This is a genomic window from Mycolicibacterium pallens (assembly GCF_019456675.1).
Classification (GTDB): Bacteria; Actinomycetota; Actinomycetes; order Mycobacteriales; family Mycobacteriaceae; genus Mycobacterium; species Mycobacterium crocinum.
The window spans coordinates 1,767,881-1,790,491 of sequence record NZ_CP080333.1 but is presented as its reverse complement, the minus strand read 5'-3'; the positions used below and the strand labels follow the sequence as shown (position 1 = coordinate 1,790,491).

Sequence of the window (22,611 nt, the reverse complement as noted above, 5' to 3'; positions counted from 1 at the left end):
ACAGAGCTGATATCCGTCCGACTCGATCTTGGCGCGACAATCTGCGCACGCCCCACAAATAGGTGTTGCAGCGCAGGGCCAACTCGATACAGCTTTCGCGGCAACGTGAACCTCATCGCCGTTTGACGGCTGTTTTGATAACCATCAATATAGACGGGTGTCCGCCGCGCCGTCACCCCCAGTAGAACCCTGCTGCCCTCCGCTGGCCCGTCAACCGCTGGACTCCGACTGGGCAGGCGAATTGGCGCCGATGTTCAAGGCACTGGGGGATCCGGTGCGCCTGCGCATGCTGAGCCTGATTGCCAGCCACGAGGGTGGCCAGTGCTGCGTGTGCGAGATCTCCCCGTTCTTCGAGCTGTCCCAGCCGACCATCTCTCATCACCTCAAGACGCTGCGCGAAGCGGGATTGCTCGACTGCGAGCGACGCGGCACCTGGGTGTACTACTGGGCGATACCAGCAGCCATCGCAAGGCTGTCGGCGGTCCTGACGCTCGACCTCCCCCATTCCCCCATCACAGCCGATACCGCGCTGGAGAGGACCTGTCGATGACCACCAAACCGTCCGTGTTGTTCGTCTGCGTGCACAACGCCGGACGCTCCCAGATGGCCGCGGGGTTTTTGTCCGCCCTGGCGGGCGACTCCATCGAAGTCCGCTCGGCCGGCAGCGCCCCCGGTAGCGCGGTCAATCCCGCCGCCGTCGAGGCCATGGCCGAAGTCGGGATCGACATCTCGCATCAGACCCCGAAAATCCTGACCACCGACGCGGTCGAAGCCTCCGATGTGGTGATCACCATGGGATGCGGGGATACCTGTCCCTTTTTCCCGGGGAAGAGTTATCGGGATTGGGTCCTCGAAGATCCCGCAGGCAAGGGCGTGGACGCCGTGCGACCGATCCGCGACCAGATCAGGACACGAATCGAAGAACTCATTGCCGAGTTGCTGCCGCGCACCGCAGATACCGAAACTCGGCTCTAAGAACAACAATTCGGATCGAGAACGGCGACCAAAGCCGCCACCGCATCGCGGTGCGCACGGTGATAGACGTTCATGCCGCGACGTGTCGACTCCACCAACCCGGCATTGCGCAGCTGCGTGAGATGGTGGCTGACGGTCGACTCCCCGATCCCGATCGCCGCGGCCAGGTCCCGACTGTTCTCCTCTCCATCGGCCGAGCCGAACAGCAGGGACATGATCTTGACCCGCGCCGGATCGGCCAGCGCCTTGAGTCGCAACGCCACATGCAACGCGTCGTCGTCACTCATCACCCCAGCCACCACCGGCGCACAACACACCGGCGCAGACATATCGATCGACGGCAACGCCTTGGGCACAAATCCATGATGCCACATTGCTTGACATATATCGAAAAGGTGGCATGCTGGCCCGTGTCCCATAAGTTCGACATATGTCGCATAGGTTTCGGGAGGCGCCCCATGTCCCGTATTCAACTGGCCCTCAACGTCGATGACATCGACGCGGCCATCACCTTCTACTCCAAGCTGTTCAACACCGAACCGGCCAAGGTCAAGCCGGGCTACGCAAACTTCGCGATCGCCGAACCGCCGCTAAAGCTGGTCCTGCTGGAAAATCCGGGCCAGGGCGGCAGCCTCAACCACCTCGGCGTCGAGGTCGAATCCAGCGACCGTGTCCACGCCGAGATCTCACGCCTAACCAACGAAGGCATGTTCACCGAGGAAGAGATCGGCACCACCTGCTGCTTCGCCACCCAAGACAAGGTGTGGGTGACGGGCCCCGGCGGCGAGCGCTGGGAGGTCTACACCAAGCTCGCCGACTCGGACACGTTCTTCGGTTCCGCACCTGAGGCCGAGGAGAACCGCTGCTGCGGCGCCGACGTGTCAGCACCGTGAGATTCGCGCTCGACGCACAGACCGGCGGCTTGCCCCTTGATTCGATGACTGTCAATATCGACAGGCGTCGAAGCGCACCACTGACGGGAGTCTCAGCGTGACCGAAGCGACCACATCGTCTGGCGCCGAGACGCCTGTGATGACGAAGCTGTCCACCCTCAACCGGCTGCTCCCGGTGTGGATCGGCGCAGCCATGGTCTTGGGACTGATCCTGGGGCGACTCGTTCCCGGCCTGGGAAGCGCAATCAGCGCGGTGCAGATCGATGGGATCTCGCTCCCCATCGCCATCGGACTGCTGGTCATGATGTACCCGGTGCTGGCCAAGGTGCGCTACGACCGACTGGGCACCGTCACCCATGACCGCAGAATGCTGCTCGCTGCGCTATTCCTGGTGTGGGTAGTCGGCCCGGCGCTGATGTTCACCCTGGCCTGGGTGTTCCTGCCAGATTTGCCCGAGTACCGGACCGGCATCATCATCGTCGGCCTGGCTCCGTGCATCGCCATGGTGATCATTTGGAACGATCTCGCGTTCGGTGACCGAGAGGCCGCCGCTGTCCTGGTCGCGATCAACTCGGTGATCCAGGTGCTGATCTTCGCCGGGCTGGGCTGGTTCTATCTGTCGGTCCTGCCGGGTTGGTTGGGCATGAACCAGACCTCGCTGAACATCTCCGTGTGGCAGATCGCCAAGTCGGTGCTGATCTTTCTCGGCATCCCCTTGGTGGCCGGCTACGCGACCCGCCGCTACGGCGAAAAAGCAAGGGGCCGTGAGTGGTACGAATCCACGTTCCTGCCGCGCGTCGGCCCCTGGGCCTTGTACGGGCTGCTGTTCACCATCGTGATCCTCTTCGCACTCCAGGGCGACCAGATCACATCTCGCCCACTGGACGTGGTGCGTATCGCGCTGCCACTGCTCGCGTATTTCGCCGTCATGTGGACCGGCGGCTACCTCGTCGGGTTCGCGTTGAAGCTGGGATACCCGCGCACCACCACCCTGGCGTTCACCTCCGCGGGCAACAACTTCGAACTCGCCATCGCCGTGGCGATCGCGACCTTCGGCGCGACATCCGGCCAGGCGCTGGCCGGCGTAGTGGGCCCGCTCATCGAGGTTCCCGTTCTCGTCGGCCTGGTCTACGTATCGCTTGCGCTGTATCGCCGCTTCCCCGAGCAGCGCACCAGGACGGCACACAGCGGAGTTCCTACGGAGACGAACACCGATCCGCTCCCTTAGTGTTCGCGTGCGCGCTGATCCGATGATCGTGAATATCGCGCAGTCTCAAGGCGCCTCGCGTGGCGGGTCTGCTCGACAGTGAGCGACGCGGCTCTGGGGCTTCTACCGAGTGCGCCGAACAGTTCGTCCGGCAACCCCAAGGGGTGTCCCCTAGTCCGCTGAGCGGAAATACGGTTCGACCGTGCCGCTGAGCTTGACGACCATCGGATTTCCGCGGCGATCCTTCGCGGTCGGGACTTCGACACGCACCCAACCCTCAGCCACGTTGTATTCGTGGACATTGGTCTTCTCGGCGCCGTTGAAGCGGATACCCACGTCGCGCAGGAGCACCTCTTCGTTGTAGAACGGGCTCCGCGGATCGATGGAGAGCTGATTCGGTGGAACGTCTGTGGTCTCGTCCTCGGACATGATGGCTTTCGTTAGGAGGCTTGCGCTGGACTCGTGGGATCGATTCTCAAGAAATCTACGCGCCGCCCACGCGTAGATCGTGGCGGGCCCCACACAGCAAAAACCCGAGACCGTGTGGTCTCGGGTTTTCCGCTGTGGAGCTAAGGGGACTCGAACCCCTGACCCCCACACTGCCAGGAGCGGGCAGAGTCCGTGACCAGGCACGATAGGTCGCAAGTTGTCGTGTAGGGGACGTCGTTGAGGCAGCAACTGTCGTCAGCGTTGTCGTCAAAACTGTCGTCACTCGCCTCGTAAAAGCGGTGCCACTAACGGGCCGCTCCCCATGCGGCCGTCCTGTCGCTGCGATCGGTTGTGTCAAGGGTGGCGAAGCCACGACGAAGTCGCGCCGAAGGCGCTCTTTACTCGGCCGATCAGCGGGCCAGACACTTCGGAAATGGAGGGTGGCAGCCGACCAGCTGCGCGTCGCGACCGCCGCCGGGGTCTCGTGACAACAGGCGTCTCGGCGTCGGTGGGCAAAGGTCGGCTTACGGGGCGATTGCCGCTTCAGACCGCTGCTTATGGGCCCAGAAAAACGCTGGGTGAGCTCTTAGGCTCGATTGATGGCTTCCTCACCGCTTCCTTCCGGTGCTCGTAGCGGCCGTCCAGCCCGGTGGCGACGTTGGATGCTCGAGGGGCTGTACAGTTTCGACCGCCGCGCAATCGCAGACTGGACAAGCCTGATGTCCAGCAACCTCCAGCGCCCTCAAGGCGCGGCGCCGACCGCGACCACCCGCTACATCGTGGACCTCATTCATTACACGACCGATCTCCGATATGCAGCACGGGTGCTGGCGGCACACGGTCATCCAGCCGGCCGCGCCTCGCTGGCCGATGCCGCGCTTGACTTCAATTCAGCATTAGATGGGCTTTGCGCCGCCCGCGACAAACTGCTGAAAGTTGTTTCCGCTGAACAGGTTACCGACACCGACGGCTAGGCGAGGTCGCATCTAAGCGGCCCGTGTTACGTAGGACCACGCGACCCCCGGGAAGCGGCGGTGGCACGTTTTCGCAGTTCAGCAGCAGTTGTAATGGTTTCAGGGCAGCTCGTGACATTGACGGACGCGCACGCCGTTCGGCATCGCGCAAGCCGTTTGGCCCCAAAGTGGTCCCAGCAGAGAACGGTGCCGCGAACAACCACGCTCGTGGTCAGGCGGGGCCCCTCTCAGGGGCCCAGGAGTGCCTTTATCTGAGACAGATTAGAAACTCTGTTGCATAGTTGATCGCGTAGTGCTGAGTCGTGTGCATACTGATCACGTGGCGACAAAGTCATTGCGCTGGGGCGCGTCCGCTGCGGCGGATGGGAGATCAGGGCGCGACCGATTGCTCGACGCCGCTGAGCGCTGCCTTGAGGTGCAGGGTCTCGCAGGCACCACTATGGAGGACATCGCCAGAAATGCCGGTGTGTCACGGGCGACGGTTTACCGGTACTTCGCGAGTCGCGAGGCCGTGATCTCTGGGGTCATCATTCGCGCCACCGAAGAATACCTACGCCGGATGGAACCGCGGTTGTCCGGCCATAGTGACTTAGGTTCTGCGATCGTTGATTTCATCGATCACACTGTGATTGCGGCCCGCCGAAGGCCCATCATCGGCGTCCTATTCGGCAGCGATCGTGAACTCGCGGGTGTGGGCCTTGCCGAGGGAACATCGACCATGCTTTTCGAACTCGTCACCGAGTTTCTTCGGCCTCTCTTCGCGACGCACTGGAACCAGTTGGCGCCCGGGGTCTCCGTTGATGACGCCGCGGAATGGATACTTCGCACCGTGCTGAGTCTGCTCACCGTTCGTGGCCCAAGGGATCGAAGCAGAGACGGACTGCGCACCTATCTGCAACGTCTTCTTCTACCCGCAATCGTCTCTGGCCAAGACGCAACGTGATGTAACAAGTCAGGCGTAGTGTCTCAAACACCAGCCCCCACACCGAGGAGAGGTGAACATGTCCGCGAACTTCGCCGCATTCGACGCGCAGGTCGCCAACCAGTTAAAAGGGGCGGCGTTGACGGCCGGCGGCCTGGCTGGCTACTTAGGATTTCGTCATACCGATTTCTTAGCGGGACGCCTCGTCGTCGAGATGGACGCCCGGGACGACTTAAAGACGCCCTTCGGCTCGTTGCACGGTGGCTGTCTGTCGGCGCTCGTTGACCACTGTCTCGGCGTCGTGTTCTATCCCGTCATTCCTGCCGGATCCTGGGTTGCGACCACCGAATTCAAGCTGAACCTACTCCGACCGGTGTCCAGCGGCACGTGCGTCGCGGTAGCCGAGATCATCTCGCTCGGGAAGAGCAGCGGTGTCGCGAGAATCGATATTACCAACGACGGGCGGGCTGTGTGCGCTGCCCAGGGCACTGTGACTGTTGTGGGCCAGAAGGCGGCCTCGTGATGTCCCCCGGGCTCGGCAGGCGGCGCAGGGTAAGACCTGTCCTCCAGCGAGTGCCCACCACCGACGGAGTCTCCTTGGCGGTCGACCTGTATCCGTGCGCGAAGCCGCGGGCAGCCGTATTGCTGCTACACGGAGGAGGCCAAAGCCGTCATGCGTGGGATGCGACAGCGCAGCGCTTACACGCACGCGGCTACCTCGCGGCGGCCTACGATGCGCGCGGACACGGGGATAGTGACTGGGACCCGGATGGCCGCTATGACCTTGATCGACTCGGCGGCGACCTGCTCGCGGTGCGTTCGCACGCGGCAGGTGGGCACCCTGTTGTGGCCATTGGAGCTTCCCTCGGCGGTCTGACGATCCTGGGCACTCACCTACTCGCATCACCTGACCTGTGGGACGCCGTGGTGCTGGTGGACATCACTCCACGCATGGAGATGCAGGGCGCACGGCGCGTCGTCGCATTCATGGCGGCGCACCCCGACGGTTTCGCCGATCTTGAGTCTGCCGCCGAGGTTATCGCCGCGTACAACCCACACAGATCGAAGCCAAGCAGCCTCGACGGACTACGGAAGGTCTTGCAGCAGCGCGCCGACGACCGTTGGGTATGGCGGTGGGATCCGGCCTTTGTGGCGTCGAATTTTGGCTTCCTGCAAGGTAATCCAGATGAGGGCGCAGCGGAGTTCGACCGGATGAGCATGGTGTTGATCGACGGCGCACGGCAGGTATCTGCTCCTACGCTTCTTGTGCGGGGGCTGTTGTCGGACGTGGTGTCGGAGGAGACAGTGAACGACTTCGTCGACCTCGTGCCGCACGCGCGCACGGTGGACGTGACCGACGCTGGTCACATGATCGCTGGAGACGACAACGACGCGTTCTCCGAAGCCGTCATCGATTTCCTCGACGAGGTTGTCTAAATCGAGCTAGAGGGAGAGCTTGTCCCGGGCACGTTCAAGCTCGGCCGGGTCGTGGCATGCAGTCACCAGGACACGCGACGCCCAGGGGCGCGTGCTGATGTAAGCGACGGTCGGCCAGGTCACGAGAATGCCGAACGCCAATAGCGCGGTCGCTGCGGGATCCGACAAGGAACGCACCCCTTGACGAATGGTCCCCAACGACTCGTTTGCTCGAAGTTGCCCGCCGTGCCCGTCGCAGCAAAATGCACAGCACCACCGCCGCACCCACGAGCTGCAAAATAGGACCTTCTGGTATCGCTCCGATACTAGCAGTACCATAAATACAACACATCGGAGTGTTGAACAGGAGACCGACATGCATACGCAGTGGATCGAACAGCGCACCGTCCAGCGAGTTTCGTTGCGAGAAGGCCTGGTTCTGAGTCTCGACGACTACAACGAACTCGTCATCGCGCGGCCCATGAGGCTGACCTTGCCGGCGATCGGGTCGCATCCGTCCGAAGAAGTGCTTATCGATCCCGCCCGGGTGTCGGCTCAGGAGCGTCCACTACTCGATTTGGCCGGCGCAGTGTGCACACGGGCCTGGTGCGATGACGAGGGGGCGCTGCATTTGGGCTTCTCCCGCGGGCATTGCATCGATGTCGATCCCGACAGCCACGAGACGGCGTGGGAGCTGTACGGCAAACGGCATGGCTACATGGCTTGCCTCCCGCATGGACGTGTGCGCGTCGTTCGCCATGACCTGGTCGATGACGAAACTGACGGTGCTGCAAATTGATTCGATGATTCGGAGCCGGGTTGCCGAGATAGCCGCCGTTTGCCCGGGGGTCGCGCGGGCAAATAGGAAACCGTTAGTATCGGTGCTATACCGATAGTTCCACTCTTGAGGGGGCGTGACGGTGGCTGATGATGTCCACGGTGTCGGGACCGTTTCTCGACGCGTCCGTCTTGCCGACCCCGCAGCGTCGCCGGAATACAGTGCGCGGCTGGCCAGGCTTGCCGCCTTCACGGTTCACCACAAGGCGCTCGTGATCGGTGGGTGGCTCGCCATTGCAGTGGTGCTAGCGCTGTTGTTCCCACAGCTCGAAACCGTTGTGCGGCGACAGTCGGTCGACCTCATTCCCCGGGACGTGCCGTCATTTCAGACTGTTGACCGCATGAGCGCTGCGTTCGGCGAGCAAGGGTCGAAGACGATGCTGTTCGTCGCCATGGAAAGCCCCGCTGGGCTGACGCAGCAGGCGCGGGATCGATACTCGAGGCTCGTCGAGCGCCTTCGAGCCGATCACGCCCACGTGCTGCTGGTGCAGGACTTGCTGGCCGATCCCGTGATGAAGGCACAAGCCGTCAGCGCAGACGGCAAAGCGTGGTTCCTACCGGTGGGGGTGGCCGGGACTCTGGGTGATCCCACTGCAGCGGAATCGGTGCAGGCAGTCCGCGCCACCGCCCAACGCGCCTTCGACGGGTCGGACATCACCGTCCGCGTGACCGGTCCCCCGGCAACCTTCAGTGACCAAATCGCTTCTGCCGAACACGATTTGCTGTTCATCTCGATCGCAACGGCCGGGTTGATCGCGTTGATCCTGCTGATGGTCTACCGGTCGTTGTTTACCGCGTTATTGCCCTTGCTAGTCATCGGGCTGAGTCTGGCCGTCGGCCGTGGTGTCTTGTCCGCATTCGGGCAGCTGGGCATGCCGGTTTCGCAGTTCACCGTGGCATTCATGACCGCGATCCTTCTCGGCGCAGGAACCGATTACACAGTCTTTTTGATCAGCCGGTACCACGAACAGCGGCGCGCCGGTACCCCTGCCGATCTCGCTGTCATTCACGCGACGGCCAGCATCGGACGAGTGATCTTCGCGTCGGCAGCTACTGTCGCCCTGGCTTTTCTGGCCATGGTCTTCGCCACGCTGAGCGTGTTCGCCGGATTGGGACCAGCGTGCGCGGTTGCCGTACTTGTGGGCTTCCTGGCTACGGTGACACTGTTGCCGCCAGTGTTGGCGTTGGCGGCCCGACGCGGTATCGGTGAACCCAAGCCCGACCGCACCCGCCGGTACTGGAACAGCGTCGCTGTGGCGGTCGTGCGTCACCCTCGGCCGTTGCTCGTTGCTAGCTTGATGATCCTCCTGGCTCTTTCCGGTGCAGCTGCCACGATGAAGATCAGCTACGACGACCGAAAAGGACAACCTCCCACCACGGCTAGCAATGAGGGCTACCAGCTCCTCGACCGACACTTTCGCAAAGACGTCGTCATCACCGAGTTCCTAGTGGTCGAAAACCCCGTCGACATGCGCACCGGGAAAGGGCTGGCCGACCTCGACGAAATGGCATCGCGCATCTCCCAGATCCCCGGCGTGGTCAAGATATCCGGAGTCACCCGTCCGGCAGGCACCCGCCTTGACCAAGCGCAATTATCGTGGCAGAACAGGCAAATCGGCGACAAGATGGCCGGTGCCGTCGCCGATGGCAATTCCCGCCGCGATGACCTCGCCAAGCTCACCGATGGAGCCAACCAACTGGCCAACGGACTCGCGCAGCTCGACACATCTGTACGGACCGCACTGAAACCATTAGGCCCAGTGCTCACCCAAGCACAGTCCGCCGGCCAGGACTTCCAACGGTTTGCCCCACTTCTGCACCAACTCTCAGCGACCAGCCCCAGTATCGACAACGCAATACAAGCCGGCCCAGGCATCCGCCCGCTGGCCGAACGCACACAAGGCGCCATCGACACCCTGAACCCGCTCGTCGACCTGCTCAATGGGTCACCCTGGTGCGTCACAACTCCCCAATGCGCTCAAATCCGCGACCAGGTCCAGATCCTGGTTGCTCTGAGAAACAACGGATTCTTCTCCCAGGTCGCCGCGCTGGGTGACCGCTACGACCCCGCCACCAACGCCACCGTAACCGGCACCATCGCCGACGTTCAGACTGCCGTCAATGCCATGAACAAGGCATTCGGCGCGCTGGGAAAGCCCGCCGATCTCGCGGCCAACATCACCCGGCTACAAGACGGCATCAGCCAGCTCGCCTCCGGTTCCCGCGCGCTGGCCGATGGGGTAAAGACGCTGGCGGACAGCAATATTGAGATGCTATCCGGTATGAGCCAAATCGCCACCCAGCTTCAGAACTCGTCTCGCGCGTCCGCGGGTTCGGATGCCGCGTCCGGCTTCTACCTGCCCGCAGACGCCTTTGCGAACCGCCAATTCGCCGACGTCGCAAAGCAGTTCCTGTCACCCGATGGGAAAACGGCGCGATTCGCAGTGGAGACCAGCAACGATCCCTACAGCGTCGAAGCGATGGACCTTGCCCGCCAGATGACCCAAGTCGCCGATGGAGCCAGGCCGAACACCTCGCTGGCGAACGCCACGATCTCTGTCGCCGGCTTCCCCGCGGTCAATTCTGATATCCAGCGTCTGCTCTCGTCCGACTTCATCCAACTTGCCATCGCCACCCTGGTCATCGTTGGACTCATCCTGGTGGTGCTACTGCGCGCGCTCGTGGCACCGCTGTATCTCCTTGGCACCGTGGTGCTGAACTACCTCGCCTCACTCGGCATCGGAGTCATCGTTTTCCAATGGATACTCGGTCATGAAATCGCCTGGCCTGTACCGCTATTAGCCTTCATCATTCTGGTGGCAGTCGGTGCCGACTACAACATGTTACTGGTATCGCGACTGCGGGAGGAGAGCGGCAGCAATCTGCGTATCGGCGTTCTACGGACGGTCGCCACCACAGGCTCGGTCATCACCTCCGCCGGCCTGATCTTCGCCGCGAGCATGTTCGGCTTGATGATCGGCTCGGTCGCGATCATGATCGAGACCGGCCTCATCATTGGCTGCGGACTGCTGTTGGATACTTTCCTGGTCCGGACGCTGACCGTACCCGCCATCGCTACTTTGCTGCGCGAACGGAGCTGGTGGCCACAACGTCTCGCCACTAGACCAAGGACTGCGGCACCGTCGCGATACCGCCCGACAGTCGACGTCGGCGCGTGAGCATGCAGCTTGCCCTCACATCACGTTTGAGCCGTTGACCGCCCACGGCGCTTGGACTCACTGGGTGGGCGCCCATTCCACCGAATATGGGCTCGAGTGAATGCGGCCGTCTCCGAATAGCCAAGTCGGCGTGCAGTTTCCTCGACAGTGAGTCCCGAACTCAACAGCTCGGCGGCCAGCGCTGCGCGAACCTCGTCTGCGAGTGCGCGGTAGCTGGTTCCCTCTCCCGCCAAGTGACGGTGCAACGTGCGATCGGTGATGCAGAGTTCCCTCGCGATGGTCGCCATGGATGGGATCTGGGTCGAATCTTGGATCATCCGCATCCGCACCCAGGCTGATATGCCACGACGGGTTCGTCGACGGTTCAATAACTCCTCGCACTGGCGGATACAGATCGCCGCAGTCTGGGGATCTGGCGCGGGCATCGGTTGGCTCACCAGATCAGCGGGGACAATCAGGGCGTTGCGCACCGCGTTCTCCACAGTGACCGTCACGTTGTCGATCTCCACCAGACTTGCCGGCAGCTGCAGATCCGCCACCTCCAGTCGCATCGCGATCGGCGCGTCAACGCCACGCATGAGCGGCGGCAAGATCTGCAGGAACATTGCAAAATCGCGTTCGAGCAGAAACCTCCGCACATCGGGAGGAACCTGGGCGTTATCAAGACCGATGACCGCTTCGGTGTTGTTGAGTTCTGGTGCGGCCAGACTCAGGTAGACGGTACTGAGTGCGGCGTACCGGCAGGCGACGTCTATCGCGTCCCCAACGGTTGGACTCGAAATCAGTGCATAACCCAGAATGCCCATGTCGGCGAAGGTGTAGCGCGCACCGGTTTCCGTACCCAGTCCCGGTTGATCGCCGAGTCGGCCGATCAGGTTGCGAATCATCGTCAGTTCCTGACTCGCATGCATCTCGCTGGTCGGGTCCCTCAACCCCTGCGACGTGAGTCCTGTTCCAGACAAACAGATTTCAGGATTGAGGCCGTGGTGTACCGCGGTCTCCAAGATGTGTCGACCCGGCGCCGAGGAGCGCGCCACGTCCCACACCGGGGCCATCGGACTAGGCATGTGTCTGAAAATATCAAATGTCTGTCTGATTCTGTCATTATCGAGCCATTGCGACCGGCCTAACGTCATGTTATGTCGACGGATCTTCTACGGCCCCCACCACGCGCGGTGCTTTCTGCAACTCGCAGCTCCGTCACTGATCTGTGGCGTCCGGTTGCGACAGGGGCTTACCGCGATCTACGGCGCCCACGCACTGCATCGGCGCCGAAGTCGGTGCCACGAACCACATTCGATCCGACGCTCGCCGAGAACATCGCCGACCCCTATCCCGAGCTGCTGCGCATTCGTGAGCATCCGGTGGTCGTCAACGAGCGGCTCGGCGTCTGGATGATGGGGCGCTACGAGGACGTGCACAAGGCCGTTCGCAACAATGAGGTGTTCTCGTCGAGGGACGGCATCATGCTGCGGTCGTTTGTCACCAGTGCTGTACTCACCACAGACCCACCCGATCACACCCGCCTGCGGCATCTGACCGCGCCCATGTTCAGCAAGCGTTCGGTACAGACTCTGGCCACAGATATTCGCGCGTTGTCCGATGAGGCGATCAGGCCACTGCGAGACGGCGACGTCATTGACATGGTCGCGGCGCTGACGATCCCCATGCCCATCAACGTCATTGCCACAATCTTGGGTATTCCCCATCCTCAGTGGCCGGCCTTTCGCACCGTATCCAACAAGTTCGCGAGACTATTCGGACCGCGGTCGGTGCACGAGGTCATGCGATACGTCGGTTCGCTACTTCAGTCCTACGTGCAGATGCGCAGCTTCATAGACGTCGAGATGGGCCGGCGGTCCAGCACGTCGGCAGACGATCTCTTGGGTTGGTTGCAGGCAGCCAAAGAATCCGGCGAGCTCAGCGATCAGGAAGCTTTCTTCTACGCGCTCATCCTTCTGGTCGCCGGCAACGAGACCACTACAAACCTGTTGGGCATGCTGCTCGTCAGGCTCGCCGAGGACCGCGAGTTCTTCCTGACGTTGAAAGCCGACCGCAGCCTGCTTCGCCCGGCGGTCGAGGAGACCGCGCGTTGGGGCTCGCCGGTGCAGTGGGTCACCAGAACCGCTACCGCGCCCTATCGGATCGGCGACACGGTAATCCCTAAGGGCGCAAAGGCGTTGCTCTTCTATGCCTCGGCGAACCGAGACCCGGCGAAGTTCAGCGACCCCGATCGGTTCGACCCTCATCGCGACACGACCGGGCACCTGGCATTCGGCCATGGACTTCACTTTTGTCTGGGCGCTCATCTCGCACGACTCGAAGTGATCACAGCGGTGGACCATCTGCTGGACGAACTCGACGGCCTGGAGCTTGCTGGACCCGTGCGCTGGGGTACCAATCCTTCACTGCGAGGACCTGTTTCGATTCCCTTACGCGTCCGGCGAGGAAGCGCTTCCTGAGCGACTGCATGCCGCCCCAATGTCGCTGTCTCCCAGTTCCATCGGAATATGACGATTCTATTTATCGAGGCCGCTGAGCGCCGCTTCGACGTAGTCGTGGACCGGTGGGTCCGCAGGCCTGCTCGTCCTAGGGATTGATGGTGTTTTCACCGACCTGGCGTCCCCACACATATTCGGTAAGCAATGGCTGCCCGAGTTCGAGGTGGTTGTAGGGAGCCAGTGATGCGCCGGTGTCGGCTACCAGGTAAGGGGCGGGCCAGAAATCCTTGGTGACTGTCTGCCAACATCCAGGGGCGCCGCCCGGGCCGCCTCGCGCATTGGAACGGGGCAGGTTATCCGGATAGACGTACGGATTCGGCGCACCGGTGAGCCCGATACGGAAGTCGATCGAGTAGCCGTTGCCGCCTGCGGATTCAACAGTCTGCGGCAGGATCGCAGCATAATTTCTTATGCTGCACAGGAATTCGGGACTGTAGGTGTTCAAGGTGCCGGTGGTCGTCACCAGGTCAGCCAGACCTCGCACCAGGTAGGGACTTCCCCGCCCCACGATGTCAGCGCCAGCGTTGCCGAAGCCCGCGGCAGCCAGCAGCGCCGCATCGAGATCGGCTCGCTGCTCATTGACGGTGCCTGCCGTGGTCGCTGCATTGTTGAGGAATTTCCAGAAATCGGGTGAGGATTGGGCATAGACGTCGGCGAGGTCGGTAAGGCGTTTGATGTCTTCGCGGATCTGCGGCATTTCAGGGTTGATGTCGTCGAGGACAGCATTGCCCGCGATGATTGATCGGCCGAAGTCGAGGCCGTGCCCGTCCAGTGCCTCGGCGGTGGCCGCAAGAGTCAGGTTGAGTTTGACGGGATCGACTTTCTGCGCGATCGACATCAAGGTTTCGAACAGGGTGTTGAATTCGGTCGTCACGTGCGAGACGTCGATCACCTGCGAGCTCGACACGCGCGCAGATGCCGGTCTCGACGGGCTACGGAAGGCTACATACTTGTTGCCGAATACCGTGCTGGCCTTGATCTCGGCGGTCACGTTGGCCGGGATCAGCTCGATGTACTTTGGAGCGACGTCCAGGGACAGTTTCGCCTTGGTGGTGTCATCTTGCTGGATCGCGCGCACCGCGGCGACCCGGCCGATTTCGACGCCGTTGTAGGTCACTTTTGCCCCGGGCTCCATGACCAGCCCAGCGCGATCCGACACCAGGGTCAAGTGCATGGCCGGAGTGAACTCACCGTGAAATTGCAGGTAGACCGTCGATACCACTACTACGACCAGGGCCAGCGCCACGGTCCCGGCCGTTCGTAACGGTGGATGGTGCCGCCAGTGATTCAGCGTGCGACCAACAGCGGCGCGATTCGACGAACGACTCACGCGGACAGGGGTTTTCATATGACGGGCTCACTGGATCGTGGTCGACTGAACCTCATAAGTGTACCTATAGTAGCACAACGCTACATAGCGTTTTGAAACTGTTAGTAGCGTTTTCTCAGCGCGGCTGGCGGATGGCGATGACGCAGGGTCACCAGGAAGTTTCAGCCAGGCCCAGTGCGAGCCGCCCGGTCCCAGCGACGACAAGCCGCAGGCGAACCGCCGGCGCACCTACCAATTCGCCGTCACGCCTCGGTTCGGGTGCGTGAGTGTGCGGCCAGAAAGTCGTCGACGATGCGGACGCACTGGTCACGGCTGATGGTGCAGAGTCCGGTCATGCGTGCGAAGACCAGCGGACCGACGAGCTGGCACTCAGCCAATTCGAGGTCGAATTCGTCAAGTTCTTCGCGAGCCTGGTCGCTCGACAGGATTTCGTCGAACGGTTTGCGGTATTGCTCGACGACCCTAGAACGCAGGCTGCCAGCCGGGCTGTCCTCATCTGCGGTGCCGTCAGCAGCAGGATCGGTGGGCCCAAGGGCGACCCAAGCCAGCGTGGTGACCTGGATCGGGGCATCGGCAAAGAGTGCGGCCTGCCGGCTGAGGATTTCAATCAGCCTCTGCCGCAGCGACCCCTCGTCGGGTGTCGGTGTAGTGACGTGCGGCAGCAGGCGCTCGAATGTGGCCGCCAGCAACTGTGATGAGCTTGCGAAATGCCGATAGAGGGTGGTGCGAGCCACCTTGGAGGCTTTGGTCACCGCGTCGATCGTGACGGCTTCGATTCCCCCGGTGGTGAGGAGTGCCGCCGCCGCGTCGAGCAGTCGGTTACGCGACCTGATCCGGCGGGGGTCGATGTCATCATCGTCGTCTGCGTATGCCGCCGGTTGAGTGCTCACTGCGTTGTCCCTTCGGAAAATGGGACCTGCGGGCGGCGTTTCCAGCAGGCGTCAAGGTATGGTACCAAGAGTAGCGTAGCGAAACTGTTCGTAGGTTTGTCCGCGGTTACGGAGAACACCCTGGTCGGTAGGCATGGCCGTCGTGTCTACGCGGGAGGGTCTTGGTGCGTCCAGAAGCTGCCAAACGAAGGCTCGTTGCAGTTGCGGTGCGGGCCCGACGATATCGCGAATCAGTGCGAAACAAGGGGATGACGATGGGTGACACAGCACATCCGGGGCCATATCTACTGCCTCCGCATACCTCGACGTGTACCGGGTGCGGGCCCGCGAATTCGCATGGATTGCAGCTGGTTGTCTATCGCGACGGTGACGAGGTCTACAGCGATGTGACGTTCGATGAGCGCCATATCGGCGCCCCAGGACTGGCGCACGGCGGCGCAGTAGCGACAGCCTGTGACGACGTACTGGGCTTCACGTTGTGGGTGGCCGGCACGCCCGCGGTGACACGCAGTCTGACAGTGGAGTATCTGCGACCTGTCCCGTTGCACGAACCGCACAGGATTACTGCCCAGATCACCGGCCGCCAAGGACGTGCTCTTCACGTCAGCGGAACGGGAGTCAGTCACGATGGCATCACCCGGTTCACCGCCAGCGCAGTCTTCGTGACGGTGGGTGTCGATCATTTCGCTGCGCACGGCGACGTGAGCGGATTCGAGGACCTGTTTGATCGGCTAGCCGGCGCGCTTCACCAACCAATTGGTGATCACAGCGTCTGAGCGTGGCGTTGGCAGCATGGCTTCGAAGTTGAGGCAGCATCGCCCCGATAGGGCGGCCGACCTTGGCGGTGTCGACACGTACCGCCGTAACAGTGCAGTAGATGCCGCGATGATGCTGGCAGTTAGCGGCGGTTACGAGGCTGTGCACGTTCGCGCGGTGGCCGCGCAGGTCGGAATCGGCGTCAGCACGCTGTACCGGTACTTCCCCTCCAAGATCCACCTCTTGGTGTCGGCGTTGACCCGCGAGTTCCAAGAGTTTGGAAACAGCCGCGATTGGACCGTCACCGCGTCGACACCGCGCGAACGCCTTCGCTTGCTCGTCGACTGCCTGCACACCGAATGGCAACCAAGACCCGCGCTTGACCGAGGCGGTGACGCGCGCCTTCGTCCTCGCCGACCACACCGCCGCCGCAGCCACCGATGAAGCGATCGACGTCATTGAAGGTCTGCTGGCAAGGACTTTGAGCGGCGGCGAGCCCACGGTCAGAGACCAGCGACTAGCGGGGCTGATCGCTGATGTGTGGCTTGCCAATTTGGCGGCGTTCAGCAGTGGGCGAATATCGGGTGAAGTCGCTCGGGATCGAATCGATAGGGCCATCGACCGCTTTGTGGACGCCACTCATGGCGATCCCGAAGTGGGCTGAGAACCTGTTCTTGATAACAGTAGAGAAAGTTCTCACAGCCTCGATCCGATAGGCATTTTTCGGTCCGTGGTGGCGGACGGGAGCGCCAGCGGACGGGAGCCGCCGCGGCGTGGATCTTTCGCCCAAATCGCGTCGGTGCTGTGTCGGGCACATTCGTAGACTTGCATCGTGGTGACGGACGCGGCACGTGCACGGGCGATCGCCGAGGAGCGACTGGCCGATCTGCCGCATCGGTGGGCCCATGTCTGCGGAGTCGCGGCGACGGCGGAGCGATTGGTCGTCGGCTTGGGCGCCATGGATGCCGACGCGGTGGTGGCTGCCGCGTGGCTTCACGATGTTGGCTATGCGCCGTCAGTTCGATCGACTGGTTTCCACCCCGTCGACGGCGCAGTGTTCGTCCGCGACGAGGGCTTTCCCGCAGTGGTGGTCTCGCTGGTGGCCTATCACACGGGCGCGGTGTTCGAGGCGCGGGAGCGCGGCCTCTTAGACGCGCTGGCCGAGTTCACGGCACCTCCGTCGTTGTTACTAGACGTGCTGACGTGCGCGGACTTGACCACTGGCCCGCAGGGCTCGCCTGTGCGAGCTGAAGATCGAGTCACGGAGATCCTGTCGCGTTACCCCGATGGGGATCCTGTGCATCGTGCGATCGAGCGGGCGGCGCCGAGCCTGTTGGCGGCGGCAGCACGAGTTAGTGCCTCCGCCGGCTAGAGACGACCTTGCCGGGCTACCCGAGGTATGGGCTGTCGCGGCGTTGAAGGTAGTGCTGAATGCGCAGCCGCATCGAGGGGTGGACGTCCAAAGATGCAAGTTCGCCTGGTGACGTCCAGGCGATGTCGGTGCTTTCCGAGTCGACTCGCAACTGTCCACCGAGCAGCCGGGTGGTGAAGCACAGCGAGAACTGTTGACGGACTTCACCGTCGGCGTAGGCCATAACGTGGCGAGGATTGGTGTAGACGCCGATGAGTCCGCTGATCTCGACGTCGAGACCGGTTTCCTCTTTCACTTCACGAACCGCCGCGTCGACGATGGATTCGCCCAATTCCATTGCGCCACCCGGCAATGCCCAAAGGTTATTGTCGCGGCGGCGAATTAGCACGATGCGATCATGTGAATCGGTGACGACGGCGGTGGTGGAGGGCACCACACTGTTTGCGGCTGGCGCGTGGGGATCGTTGTAGTAGTCGGTCCGGGCCATACGGTTCTCCAATCGGCAGGTCAGGCGTGCGTGGGTAATGGTTGGGCGGTGTTCCACACCCGTTCGAAAGAGAGTTGGTGATCGCGCCACAGCTCGGGCGCGTCGTCACGTCGAATAAAGAGGACGGGATTGTCGCTGGCGGGAGCACCGTATAGGTGCGGGTTGGCAATCAGGGTGTTGTCCGCGCGGAACATCGACGTGTACAGCGGTGTGGCGTGTGTGCGCACCTCCAAGCCTGGGGCGTCGGCGAGTGAAGCCAATCGTGCGAGTGTGATCTGGCAGCGAGCTGCTAGAACTGAGCCAATCGTCTCCTCTTCCCCGCGTTGGCTTACCGCAGCGCAATCGGGATCACCCACGATGAAGCGAATGGCGACTCCGCGTTCGGCCGCGACTGCGAGCGTTGAGCAGAACCTGGGAATGCCGTCGAAGAGGAAGGTGCCCCCGTAGACCAGGATGTCGATCTGCTCGGCGGCGCCGCCGAACAGTTGGGTCCACACGGCGACAGGGACGTCCGCGCGGCTTCGGTACACACTGACCGCGACCGTGCCGGTACCAGGTGGGCGCAGGGTGGGAAAGATGTCTGGCCACAGCGTCTGCGGATCACAGCCCAGTGCGTCGGCGGTGGCGCGCGCGTTGACCGCCTGGGGCAGTGATTCACCCCTGACCCAGCGGCCCACCGTCTTGACGTCGACACCGGCGGCTGTTGCGAGTCTGGCTTCGCTGAAACCCTTTTCACTCATTCGCGTCGTCAGTGCGTGGTTAGGAACAGGTAGCTTCTCGATCTGCTCATGCTAGGAGCGCGGTGCCAGCGTTAGCGACGCCCAAAGCACAAAAGTTGGCGCGCGATTGTCGTCCGAGTGTCCGCGTTGTCCAGGCGTCTGTCCGCTTTGTCTAACTGATGCCCTGGGAATGTCCGAGTTGTCCGCCTGAACTGGTGGTCGCGGCCGAGCGGTCGCGAGAAAACAGCAGGAAGGACAGTTGGAATGAAACTACGTATTAACACCGGCGGTGTGTCATTTGTGTGCACGCGGGCACCCGAACAGCGGATCGCGTTTGACACCGGCCAGCCGAAGCTGGATCGCGAGACGGGTCTGCCGCTGTGGCAGGTCCAGGTGATGGCGCTGGACTCCACGGGCGGCGACGTCATCACCGTGACGGTTGCCGGCGACCCGAATGTGACGGTCGGGCAGCCGATCCACATCGAGGGCTTGGTTGCCCTGCCGTGGAGCCAGGACAGTCGCAGCGGAGTCGCGTTCCGCGCTGAAGCGATCCGCGCTTCAGGTGCACCACTGGCGGGAGTCGTTGCCGCACCTCGGAATGCGTCACCGAGCGGCGTACCCGGCGGCACGAGCAAGCCGGCCGCCTGACCCTTTCGTCGAGTGGGCGCAGCACCGCAACACCAAGAGACGGTGGTGCTGCGCCCGCTCGGCCGAAGCCTCTCCTTACCCCGATCCCGCAAGCCTGCCGGAAGGTCTGCCATGCCTGGCCACCCACGAGCTCACCGCTCCAACCGCTCTCTTCCGAACCACTCGGACTCCGATGACATTGCCCTCCGTGCAGCCACGGCGCTTGGCAAAGCGACTGCTGCGCTGGTATGGGCGTCGGTGTTGTTTCCGATGATCAGCATTCCGGCCATCACAAGCGTCTGGATGGCCGTCACTTGCGGTCCCTTGGTCGGCCTCTTGGCGGCGATCTGGTCGGCTCTCGCATTGTTCAGCTGGTTTCTGTTATCCCCCCAAACGTTCCGTCAGTGGGTGACGGTACGTCTGCGGGTCCAGTGGCGCACATGGGGTATCTATCGAGGCCGATGGGCCACGGTCTGCACGCTGTGTGGCCTGACCGCCGGTCTCGACGGTCACGTCATGGTGCCGATTCTGCGTTCGGTGACGATCGGTGTCACGAGCGACGTTCTCGAGGTACGCATCCTCACGGGCCAGTCGTTGGCCGACTGGCAATCCCGAGGTGACGCGTTAGCCGAAGCGCTGAGCGCCCAGCGGGTGACCATTCGCTCGACCCGACCGGGCTCGATCCGCATCACCGCCCATCACGGCGATCCGCTGACGACACCCATCCAACTTCCTCGTCCGGCCAGGGGCACCACACCGGACCTGTCCCGCCTGTGGGTGGGGCTCACCGAGGCCGGTGAGCGTTGGCGCCTACCGCTACTGGGACAGCACATCTTGGTCGCAGGCGCGACCGGCTCGGGCAAGGGCTCGGTGCTTTGGTCAATCATTGCCGCCGTCGGCCCCGCCGTGCGGGCGGGCTGCGCACGCCTCGTCGTCGTAGATCCCAAGGGAGGGATGGAGTTCGGGCGCGGACAAGTGTTGTTCACCTCGCTCGCCCATGACAACGGTGAACAGACACTCGCTGCGCTGCGGGCGGTTGTCGCGGTGATGCAGAAACGTGCGCAACGGCTGCGGGGGAAGACTCGGCTTCACACTCCGAGTGTCTCCGCACCACTGATTGTATTGATTATCGACGAAATCGCCTCGCTGACTGCCTATCTCGGGGACCGCAGAACACGCGCCGAGGTTGAGCAGCTGCTGGGGCTGCTGCTGTCCCAGGGCCGCGCAGTCGGTATCTCGGTGGTCGCCGCGGTACAGGACCCGTCTAAAGATGTTTTGCCCATCCGGCAGCTCTTCTCCATCCGGGTCGGGCTGCGCATGAGTGAAGCCACCCAGACCGCGATGGTGCTCGGAGCCGCCGCCCGAGAAGCCGGCGCCTTGTGTGATGGAATCTCCACCGGTACTCCCGGTGTCGGTTACGTCTGCACTGACGGCAACGCTGAACCGTTGCGAGTTCGGGCCTTCCACGTCACCGATTCCGCCATTGATGATCTCGTCGCTCGCTTTGCCCCCACAAGAGCGCATCCTCGGACCGCCGAGACTGAAGGTCGCCAGTCGTGACCACTGCTGCGCTGGGCATTGCGGTTTCGACACTGCCAGGCCTTCCGGCCGGTACCGACACCATCGGCGTGGTGGCGCAGATGGTGCGTCGCGCCGCCTCCCGCGACTTCGAGACCTGGTGGAATAAAGCGGAGAATGCTGGGTTCTGTGCGAATCCGATCCGTCTGACAGGAACCGACAGCTTCGGTCGCGAGCTTCGGGTGTGGACCCGATGCAACAACCGACGCGCTGTCGCCTGCCCGTCCTGCTCTGATCTCTATGCCCGCGATACCTGGCAACTCGTACACGCCGGCGTGCACGGTGGCCATCACGATCTGCCGCCCACAGTCGCCGAACACCCTCAGGTGTTCGTCACGCTGACCGCGCCCAGTTTCGGGGCCGTGCACACCACACGCGATGACGGCCAGCGAGGCCAGGCTCGGCGGTGCCACGACCGGGGCCGGAATGCCCACCAACGTTGCCAGCACGGGAGACCCCTGTGGTGCAGCTCCATCCACCACGAGGGCGATGCTCATGTCGGTCAGCCGCTCTGCGAGGACTGTTACGACTACATGGGGCATGTCCTGTTCGCCTGGCATGCCCCTGAACTGTGGCGGCGCTTCACCATCGCCCTGCGCCGGCTGTTGCGTAGACGCTTACGCGCGCTCGGCGAATCCCCCACCGCTGCCCGAATCAATTTCGTGAAGGTGACCGAGATGCAACGTCGGGCGATCCCGCACTTCCACGCCGTAATCCGCCTCGACGAGCCGCCACAGCCGGGCCAAGCCCCAACACCACCCAAGTCCTCAATCACAGCCACCGACCTGGCCCTCCTAATCCATCAGGCCGCAAGCGGCGTCGCACTCACTGTCGCCGCCCCAGCACACGGCGCTGAAATCAGTAGCCGTGTAATACAGTTCGGCACTCAGACGGATGCGCGGCCATTGCGGTCGGACAGTAGTGACTGCGGCGGGGCAACACCTCGCCAGTCGCGTCGGTCGGTCCCGGCCTACCTGGCCAAGTACGTGACCAAATCCGTCGCCGACTTCGGCGTTGGGGTCCGACGGATGTCACCGCTCGCCGTTCCCGATTTAGACGTCCCCACACATATCCGGGCGATTCTGACCACAATTCTCGATCTAGCCGATCATGGCGCCTACTCGGAGATAGACCGCTGGCTGCACACTCTCGGCTTTCGTGGGCATATCACCACCAAATCCCGGCTGTTCTCCACCACGATGAGTGCGCTGCGCGAGCATCGAGCTGAGTGGACTCGGGAGCAACGCCACCGCTCAGACCTCGCGACCGACGAACATGATCGGGCGCTTCACGGTGCCGAAGAAGAAGTGGAATGGACATTCGATCGAGCCGGGCTGGGCAATCTCGGTGAACGCACTTTGGTCGTGTCTGCGGCGCACCGAATGATCGAACATCGCCACATCGTCCGTGCGAATCGCTGGACGCACGATCAATCCTCGCCACCAGACTGGTCGACATGACTACGCCCGTATTCGATCGCGAGAAGACCGGTCCCGGGACCCTGCGAATAGCTGAAATT

General features: G+C 62.7%; 25 protein-coding genes. 18 read left to right on the top strand and 7 right to left on the bottom strand.

Annotation, left to right across the window (positions count from 1 at the left end; genetic code table 11):
- Nucleotides 1-157: 157 nt before the first annotated feature.
- The gene (locus K0O64_RS08800; protein ID WP_225933666.1) at nt 158-550 is read left to right on the top strand and encodes an ArsR/SmtB family transcription factor; all 393 of its coding nucleotides are present in this window, start codon (nt 158-160) and stop codon (nt 548-550) included.
- Entirely contained in the window at nt 547-975 is a 429-nt protein-coding gene (locus K0O64_RS08795; RefSeq protein ID WP_096310775.1) for an arsenate reductase ArsC, read from the top strand. The genes K0O64_RS08800 and K0O64_RS08795 overlap by 4 nt, the downstream gene beginning before the upstream one ends.
- Here the strand turns inward: K0O64_RS08795 and K0O64_RS08790 are convergent.
- Nucleotides 972-1,331, bottom strand: a complete 360-nt coding sequence (locus tag K0O64_RS08790; RefSeq protein WP_096312758.1) for an Rv2640c family ArsR-like transcriptional regulator — start codon at nt 1,329-1,331, stop codon at nt 972-974. The genes K0O64_RS08795 and K0O64_RS08790 overlap by 4 nt on opposite strands.
- A gap of 102 nt (nt 1,332-1,433) precedes the next feature.
- Between K0O64_RS08790 and K0O64_RS08785 the strand changes: the two genes are divergently transcribed.
- Together K0O64_RS08785 and arsB are read left to right on the top strand one after the other, a co-directional pair.
- Nucleotides 1,434-1,868, top strand: coding sequence for an ArsI/CadI family heavy metal resistance metalloenzyme (locus K0O64_RS08785; RefSeq protein ID WP_096310773.1), 435 nt, complete (start codon nt 1,434-1,436; stop codon nt 1,866-1,868).
- Between the two features lie 139 nt (nt 1,869-2,007).
- Nucleotides 2,008-3,096, top strand: a complete 1,089-nt coding sequence (gene arsB, locus K0O64_RS08780; RefSeq protein WP_096312757.1) for an ACR3 family arsenite efflux transporter — start codon at nt 2,008-2,010, stop codon at nt 3,094-3,096.
- 150 nt (nt 3,097-3,246) lie between these two features.
- On the opposite strand, the gene K0O64_RS08775 is transcribed toward arsB, so the two are convergent.
- Complete coding sequence (locus K0O64_RS08775; RefSeq protein ID WP_096310771.1) at nt 3,247-3,504, bottom strand: DUF3297 family protein; 258 nt, start codon at nt 3,502-3,504, stop codon at nt 3,247-3,249.
- A gap of 662 nt (nt 3,505-4,166) precedes the next feature.
- On the opposite strand from K0O64_RS08775, the gene K0O64_RS08770 reads away from it, so the two are divergent.
- The 6 genes from K0O64_RS08770 to K0O64_RS08745 all read left to right on the top strand — a co-directional run bounded on the left by K0O64_RS08770 (nt 4,167) and on the right by K0O64_RS08745 (nt 10,832).
- Nucleotides 4,167-4,478, top strand: a complete 312-nt coding sequence (locus K0O64_RS08770; RefSeq protein WP_225509169.1) for a hypothetical protein — start codon at nt 4,167-4,169, stop codon at nt 4,476-4,478.
- A gap of 319 nt (nt 4,479-4,797) precedes the next feature.
- Entirely contained in the window at nt 4,798-5,421 is a 624-nt protein-coding gene (locus tag K0O64_RS08765; RefSeq protein WP_225509170.1) for a TetR/AcrR family transcriptional regulator, read from the top strand.
- Between the two features lie 58 nt (nt 5,422-5,479).
- Entirely contained in the window at nt 5,480-5,923 is a 444-nt protein-coding gene (locus tag K0O64_RS08760) for a PaaI family thioesterase (protein WP_036345885.1), read from the top strand.
- On the top strand, nt 5,923-6,837 hold the full coding sequence (locus K0O64_RS08755; RefSeq protein ID WP_047329672.1) for an alpha/beta fold hydrolase: 915 nt from the start codon (nt 5,923-5,925) through the stop codon (nt 6,835-6,837). The genes K0O64_RS08760 and K0O64_RS08755 overlap by 1 nt, the downstream gene beginning before the upstream one ends.
- Before the next feature lie 355 nt (nt 6,838-7,192).
- On the top strand, nt 7,193-7,615 hold the full coding sequence (locus K0O64_RS08750; RefSeq protein ID WP_036339711.1) for a DUF6188 family protein: 423 nt from the start codon (nt 7,193-7,195) through the stop codon (nt 7,613-7,615).
- A 121-nt stretch (nt 7,616-7,736) separates the two neighbouring features.
- Nucleotides 7,737-10,832 (top strand): MMPL/RND family transporter, encoded by a 3,096-nt coding sequence (locus K0O64_RS08745; protein WP_225509172.1) that lies wholly within the window; start codon nt 7,737-7,739, stop codon nt 10,830-10,832.
- Between the two features lie 20 nt (nt 10,833-10,852).
- Here K0O64_RS08745 and K0O64_RS08740 read toward each other — a convergent pair whose 3' ends face one another.
- Nucleotides 10,853-11,878: an AraC family transcriptional regulator gene (locus K0O64_RS08740; RefSeq protein WP_158423529.1), complete on the bottom strand. Its 1,026-nt coding sequence runs from the start codon at nt 11,876-11,878 to the stop codon at nt 10,853-10,855.
- Between the two features lie 93 nt (nt 11,879-11,971).
- Here K0O64_RS08740 and K0O64_RS08735 point away from each other — a divergent pair, with 93 nt between their 5' ends.
- On the top strand, nt 11,972-13,294 hold the full coding sequence (locus K0O64_RS08735; protein WP_047329670.1) for a cytochrome P450: 1,323 nt from the start codon (nt 11,972-11,974) through the stop codon (nt 13,292-13,294).
- Nucleotides 13,295-13,421: 127 nt separating this feature from the next.
- Here K0O64_RS08735 and K0O64_RS08730 read toward each other — a convergent pair whose 3' ends face one another.
- Both K0O64_RS08730 and K0O64_RS08725 read right to left on the bottom strand, forming a co-directional pair.
- Complete coding sequence (locus tag K0O64_RS08730; protein ID WP_230986017.1) at nt 13,422-14,579, bottom strand: MCE family protein; 1,158 nt, start codon at nt 14,577-14,579, stop codon at nt 13,422-13,424.
- Nucleotides 14,580-14,905: 326 nt separating this feature from the next.
- Nucleotides 14,906-15,553, bottom strand: coding sequence for a TetR/AcrR family transcriptional regulator (locus K0O64_RS08725; RefSeq protein WP_036339721.1), 648 nt, complete (start codon nt 15,551-15,553; stop codon nt 14,906-14,908).
- 254 nt (nt 15,554-15,807) lie between these two features.
- Between K0O64_RS08725 and K0O64_RS08720 the strand changes: the two genes are divergently transcribed.
- From K0O64_RS08720 to K0O64_RS08710, 4 genes are all read left to right on the top strand, one after another.
- Nucleotides 15,808-16,329, top strand: coding sequence for a PaaI family thioesterase (locus K0O64_RS08720; RefSeq protein ID WP_047333248.1), 522 nt, complete (start codon nt 15,808-15,810; stop codon nt 16,327-16,329).
- Nucleotides 16,330-16,345: 16 nt separating this feature from the next.
- Entirely contained in the window at nt 16,346-16,753 is a 408-nt protein-coding gene (locus tag K0O64_RS29855) for a TetR/AcrR family transcriptional regulator (protein WP_225933665.1), read from the top strand.
- Complete coding sequence (locus tag K0O64_RS29850) at nt 16,689-16,973, top strand: hypothetical protein (RefSeq protein WP_225509175.1); 285 nt, start codon at nt 16,689-16,691, stop codon at nt 16,971-16,973. Before K0O64_RS29855 ends, K0O64_RS29850 begins: the two co-directional genes overlap by 65 nt.
- Before the next feature lie 165 nt (nt 16,974-17,138).
- Nucleotides 17,139-17,681, top strand: a complete 543-nt coding sequence (locus tag K0O64_RS08710) for an HD domain-containing protein (RefSeq protein ID WP_036339723.1) — start codon at nt 17,139-17,141, stop codon at nt 17,679-17,681.
- Nucleotides 17,682-17,697: 16 nt separating this feature from the next.
- Here K0O64_RS08710 and K0O64_RS08705 read toward each other — a convergent pair whose 3' ends face one another.
- Nucleotides 17,698-18,168: an NUDIX hydrolase gene (locus K0O64_RS08705; protein ID WP_036339726.1), complete on the bottom strand. Its 471-nt coding sequence runs from the start codon at nt 18,166-18,168 to the stop codon at nt 17,698-17,700.
- A 20-nt stretch (nt 18,169-18,188) separates the two neighbouring features.
- Nucleotides 18,189-18,908, bottom strand: coding sequence for a helix-turn-helix domain-containing protein (locus K0O64_RS08700; protein ID WP_047329669.1), 720 nt, complete (start codon nt 18,906-18,908; stop codon nt 18,189-18,191).
- A gap of 243 nt (nt 18,909-19,151) precedes the next feature.
- On the opposite strand from K0O64_RS08700, the gene K0O64_RS08695 reads away from it, so the two are divergent.
- From K0O64_RS08695 to K0O64_RS08685, 3 genes are all read left to right on the top strand, one after another.
- The gene (locus K0O64_RS08695) at nt 19,152-19,535 is read left to right on the top strand and encodes a hypothetical protein (protein ID WP_036339731.1); all 384 of its coding nucleotides are present in this window, start codon (nt 19,152-19,154) and stop codon (nt 19,533-19,535) included.
- A gap of 12 nt (nt 19,536-19,547) precedes the next feature.
- Nucleotides 19,548-21,074 carry an FtsK/SpoIIIE domain-containing protein gene (locus tag K0O64_RS08690; RefSeq protein ID WP_225933664.1) on the top strand — a complete coding sequence of 509 codons (1,527 nt, stop codon included), beginning with the start codon at nt 19,548-19,550 and terminating at the stop codon, nt 21,072-21,074.
- 80 nt (nt 21,075-21,154) lie between these two features.
- Nucleotides 21,155-22,552, top strand: coding sequence for a replication initiator (locus tag K0O64_RS08685; RefSeq protein ID WP_168214926.1), 1,398 nt, complete (start codon nt 21,155-21,157; stop codon nt 22,550-22,552).
- Nucleotides 22,553-22,611: the final 59 nt, after the last annotated feature.

Coding starts and splice junctions, on each gene's coding strand:
- K0O64_RS08760 (WP_036345885.1), top strand. CDS start 5,480: ATGTCCGCGAACTTCGCCGCATTCGACGCGCAGGTCGCCAACCAGTTA.
- K0O64_RS08695 (WP_036339731.1), top strand. CDS start 19,152: ATGAAACTACGTATTAACACCGGCGGTGTGTCATTTGTGTGCACGCGG.
- K0O64_RS08775 (WP_096310771.1), bottom strand. CDS start 3,504: ATGTCCGAGGACGAGACCACAGACGTTCCACCGAATCAGCTCTCCATC.
- K0O64_RS08755 (WP_047329672.1), top strand. CDS start 5,923: ATGTCCCCCGGGCTCGGCAGGCGGCGCAGGGTAAGACCTGTCCTCCAG.
- K0O64_RS08770 (WP_225509169.1), top strand. CDS start 4,167: ATGCTCGAGGGGCTGTACAGTTTCGACCGCCGCGCAATCGCAGACTGG.
- K0O64_RS08750 (WP_036339711.1), top strand. CDS start 7,193: ATGCATACGCAGTGGATCGAACAGCGCACCGTCCAGCGAGTTTCGTTG.
- K0O64_RS08685 (WP_168214926.1), top strand. CDS start 21,155: ATGGTGCGTCGCGCCGCCTCCCGCGACTTCGAGACCTGGTGGAATAAA.
- K0O64_RS08705 (WP_036339726.1), bottom strand. CDS start 18,168: ATGGCCCGGACCGACTACTACAACGATCCCCACGCGCCAGCCGCAAAC.
- K0O64_RS08700 (WP_047329669.1), bottom strand. CDS start 18,908: ATGAGTGAAAAGGGTTTCAGCGAAGCCAGACTCGCAACAGCCGCCGGT.
- K0O64_RS08720 (WP_047333248.1), top strand. CDS start 15,808: ATGGGTGACACAGCACATCCGGGGCCATATCTACTGCCTCCGCATACC.
- K0O64_RS08785 (WP_096310773.1), top strand. CDS start 1,434: ATGTCCCGTATTCAACTGGCCCTCAACGTCGATGACATCGACGCGGCC.
- K0O64_RS29855 (WP_225933665.1), top strand. CDS start 16,346: ATGGCTTCGAAGTTGAGGCAGCATCGCCCCGATAGGGCGGCCGACCTT.
- K0O64_RS08735 (WP_047329670.1), top strand. CDS start 11,972: ATGTCGACGGATCTTCTACGGCCCCCACCACGCGCGGTGCTTTCTGCA.
- K0O64_RS08795 (WP_096310775.1), top strand. CDS start 547: ATGACCACCAAACCGTCCGTGTTGTTCGTCTGCGTGCACAACGCCGGA.
- arsB (WP_096312757.1), top strand. CDS start 2,008: ATGACGAAGCTGTCCACCCTCAACCGGCTGCTCCCGGTGTGGATCGGC.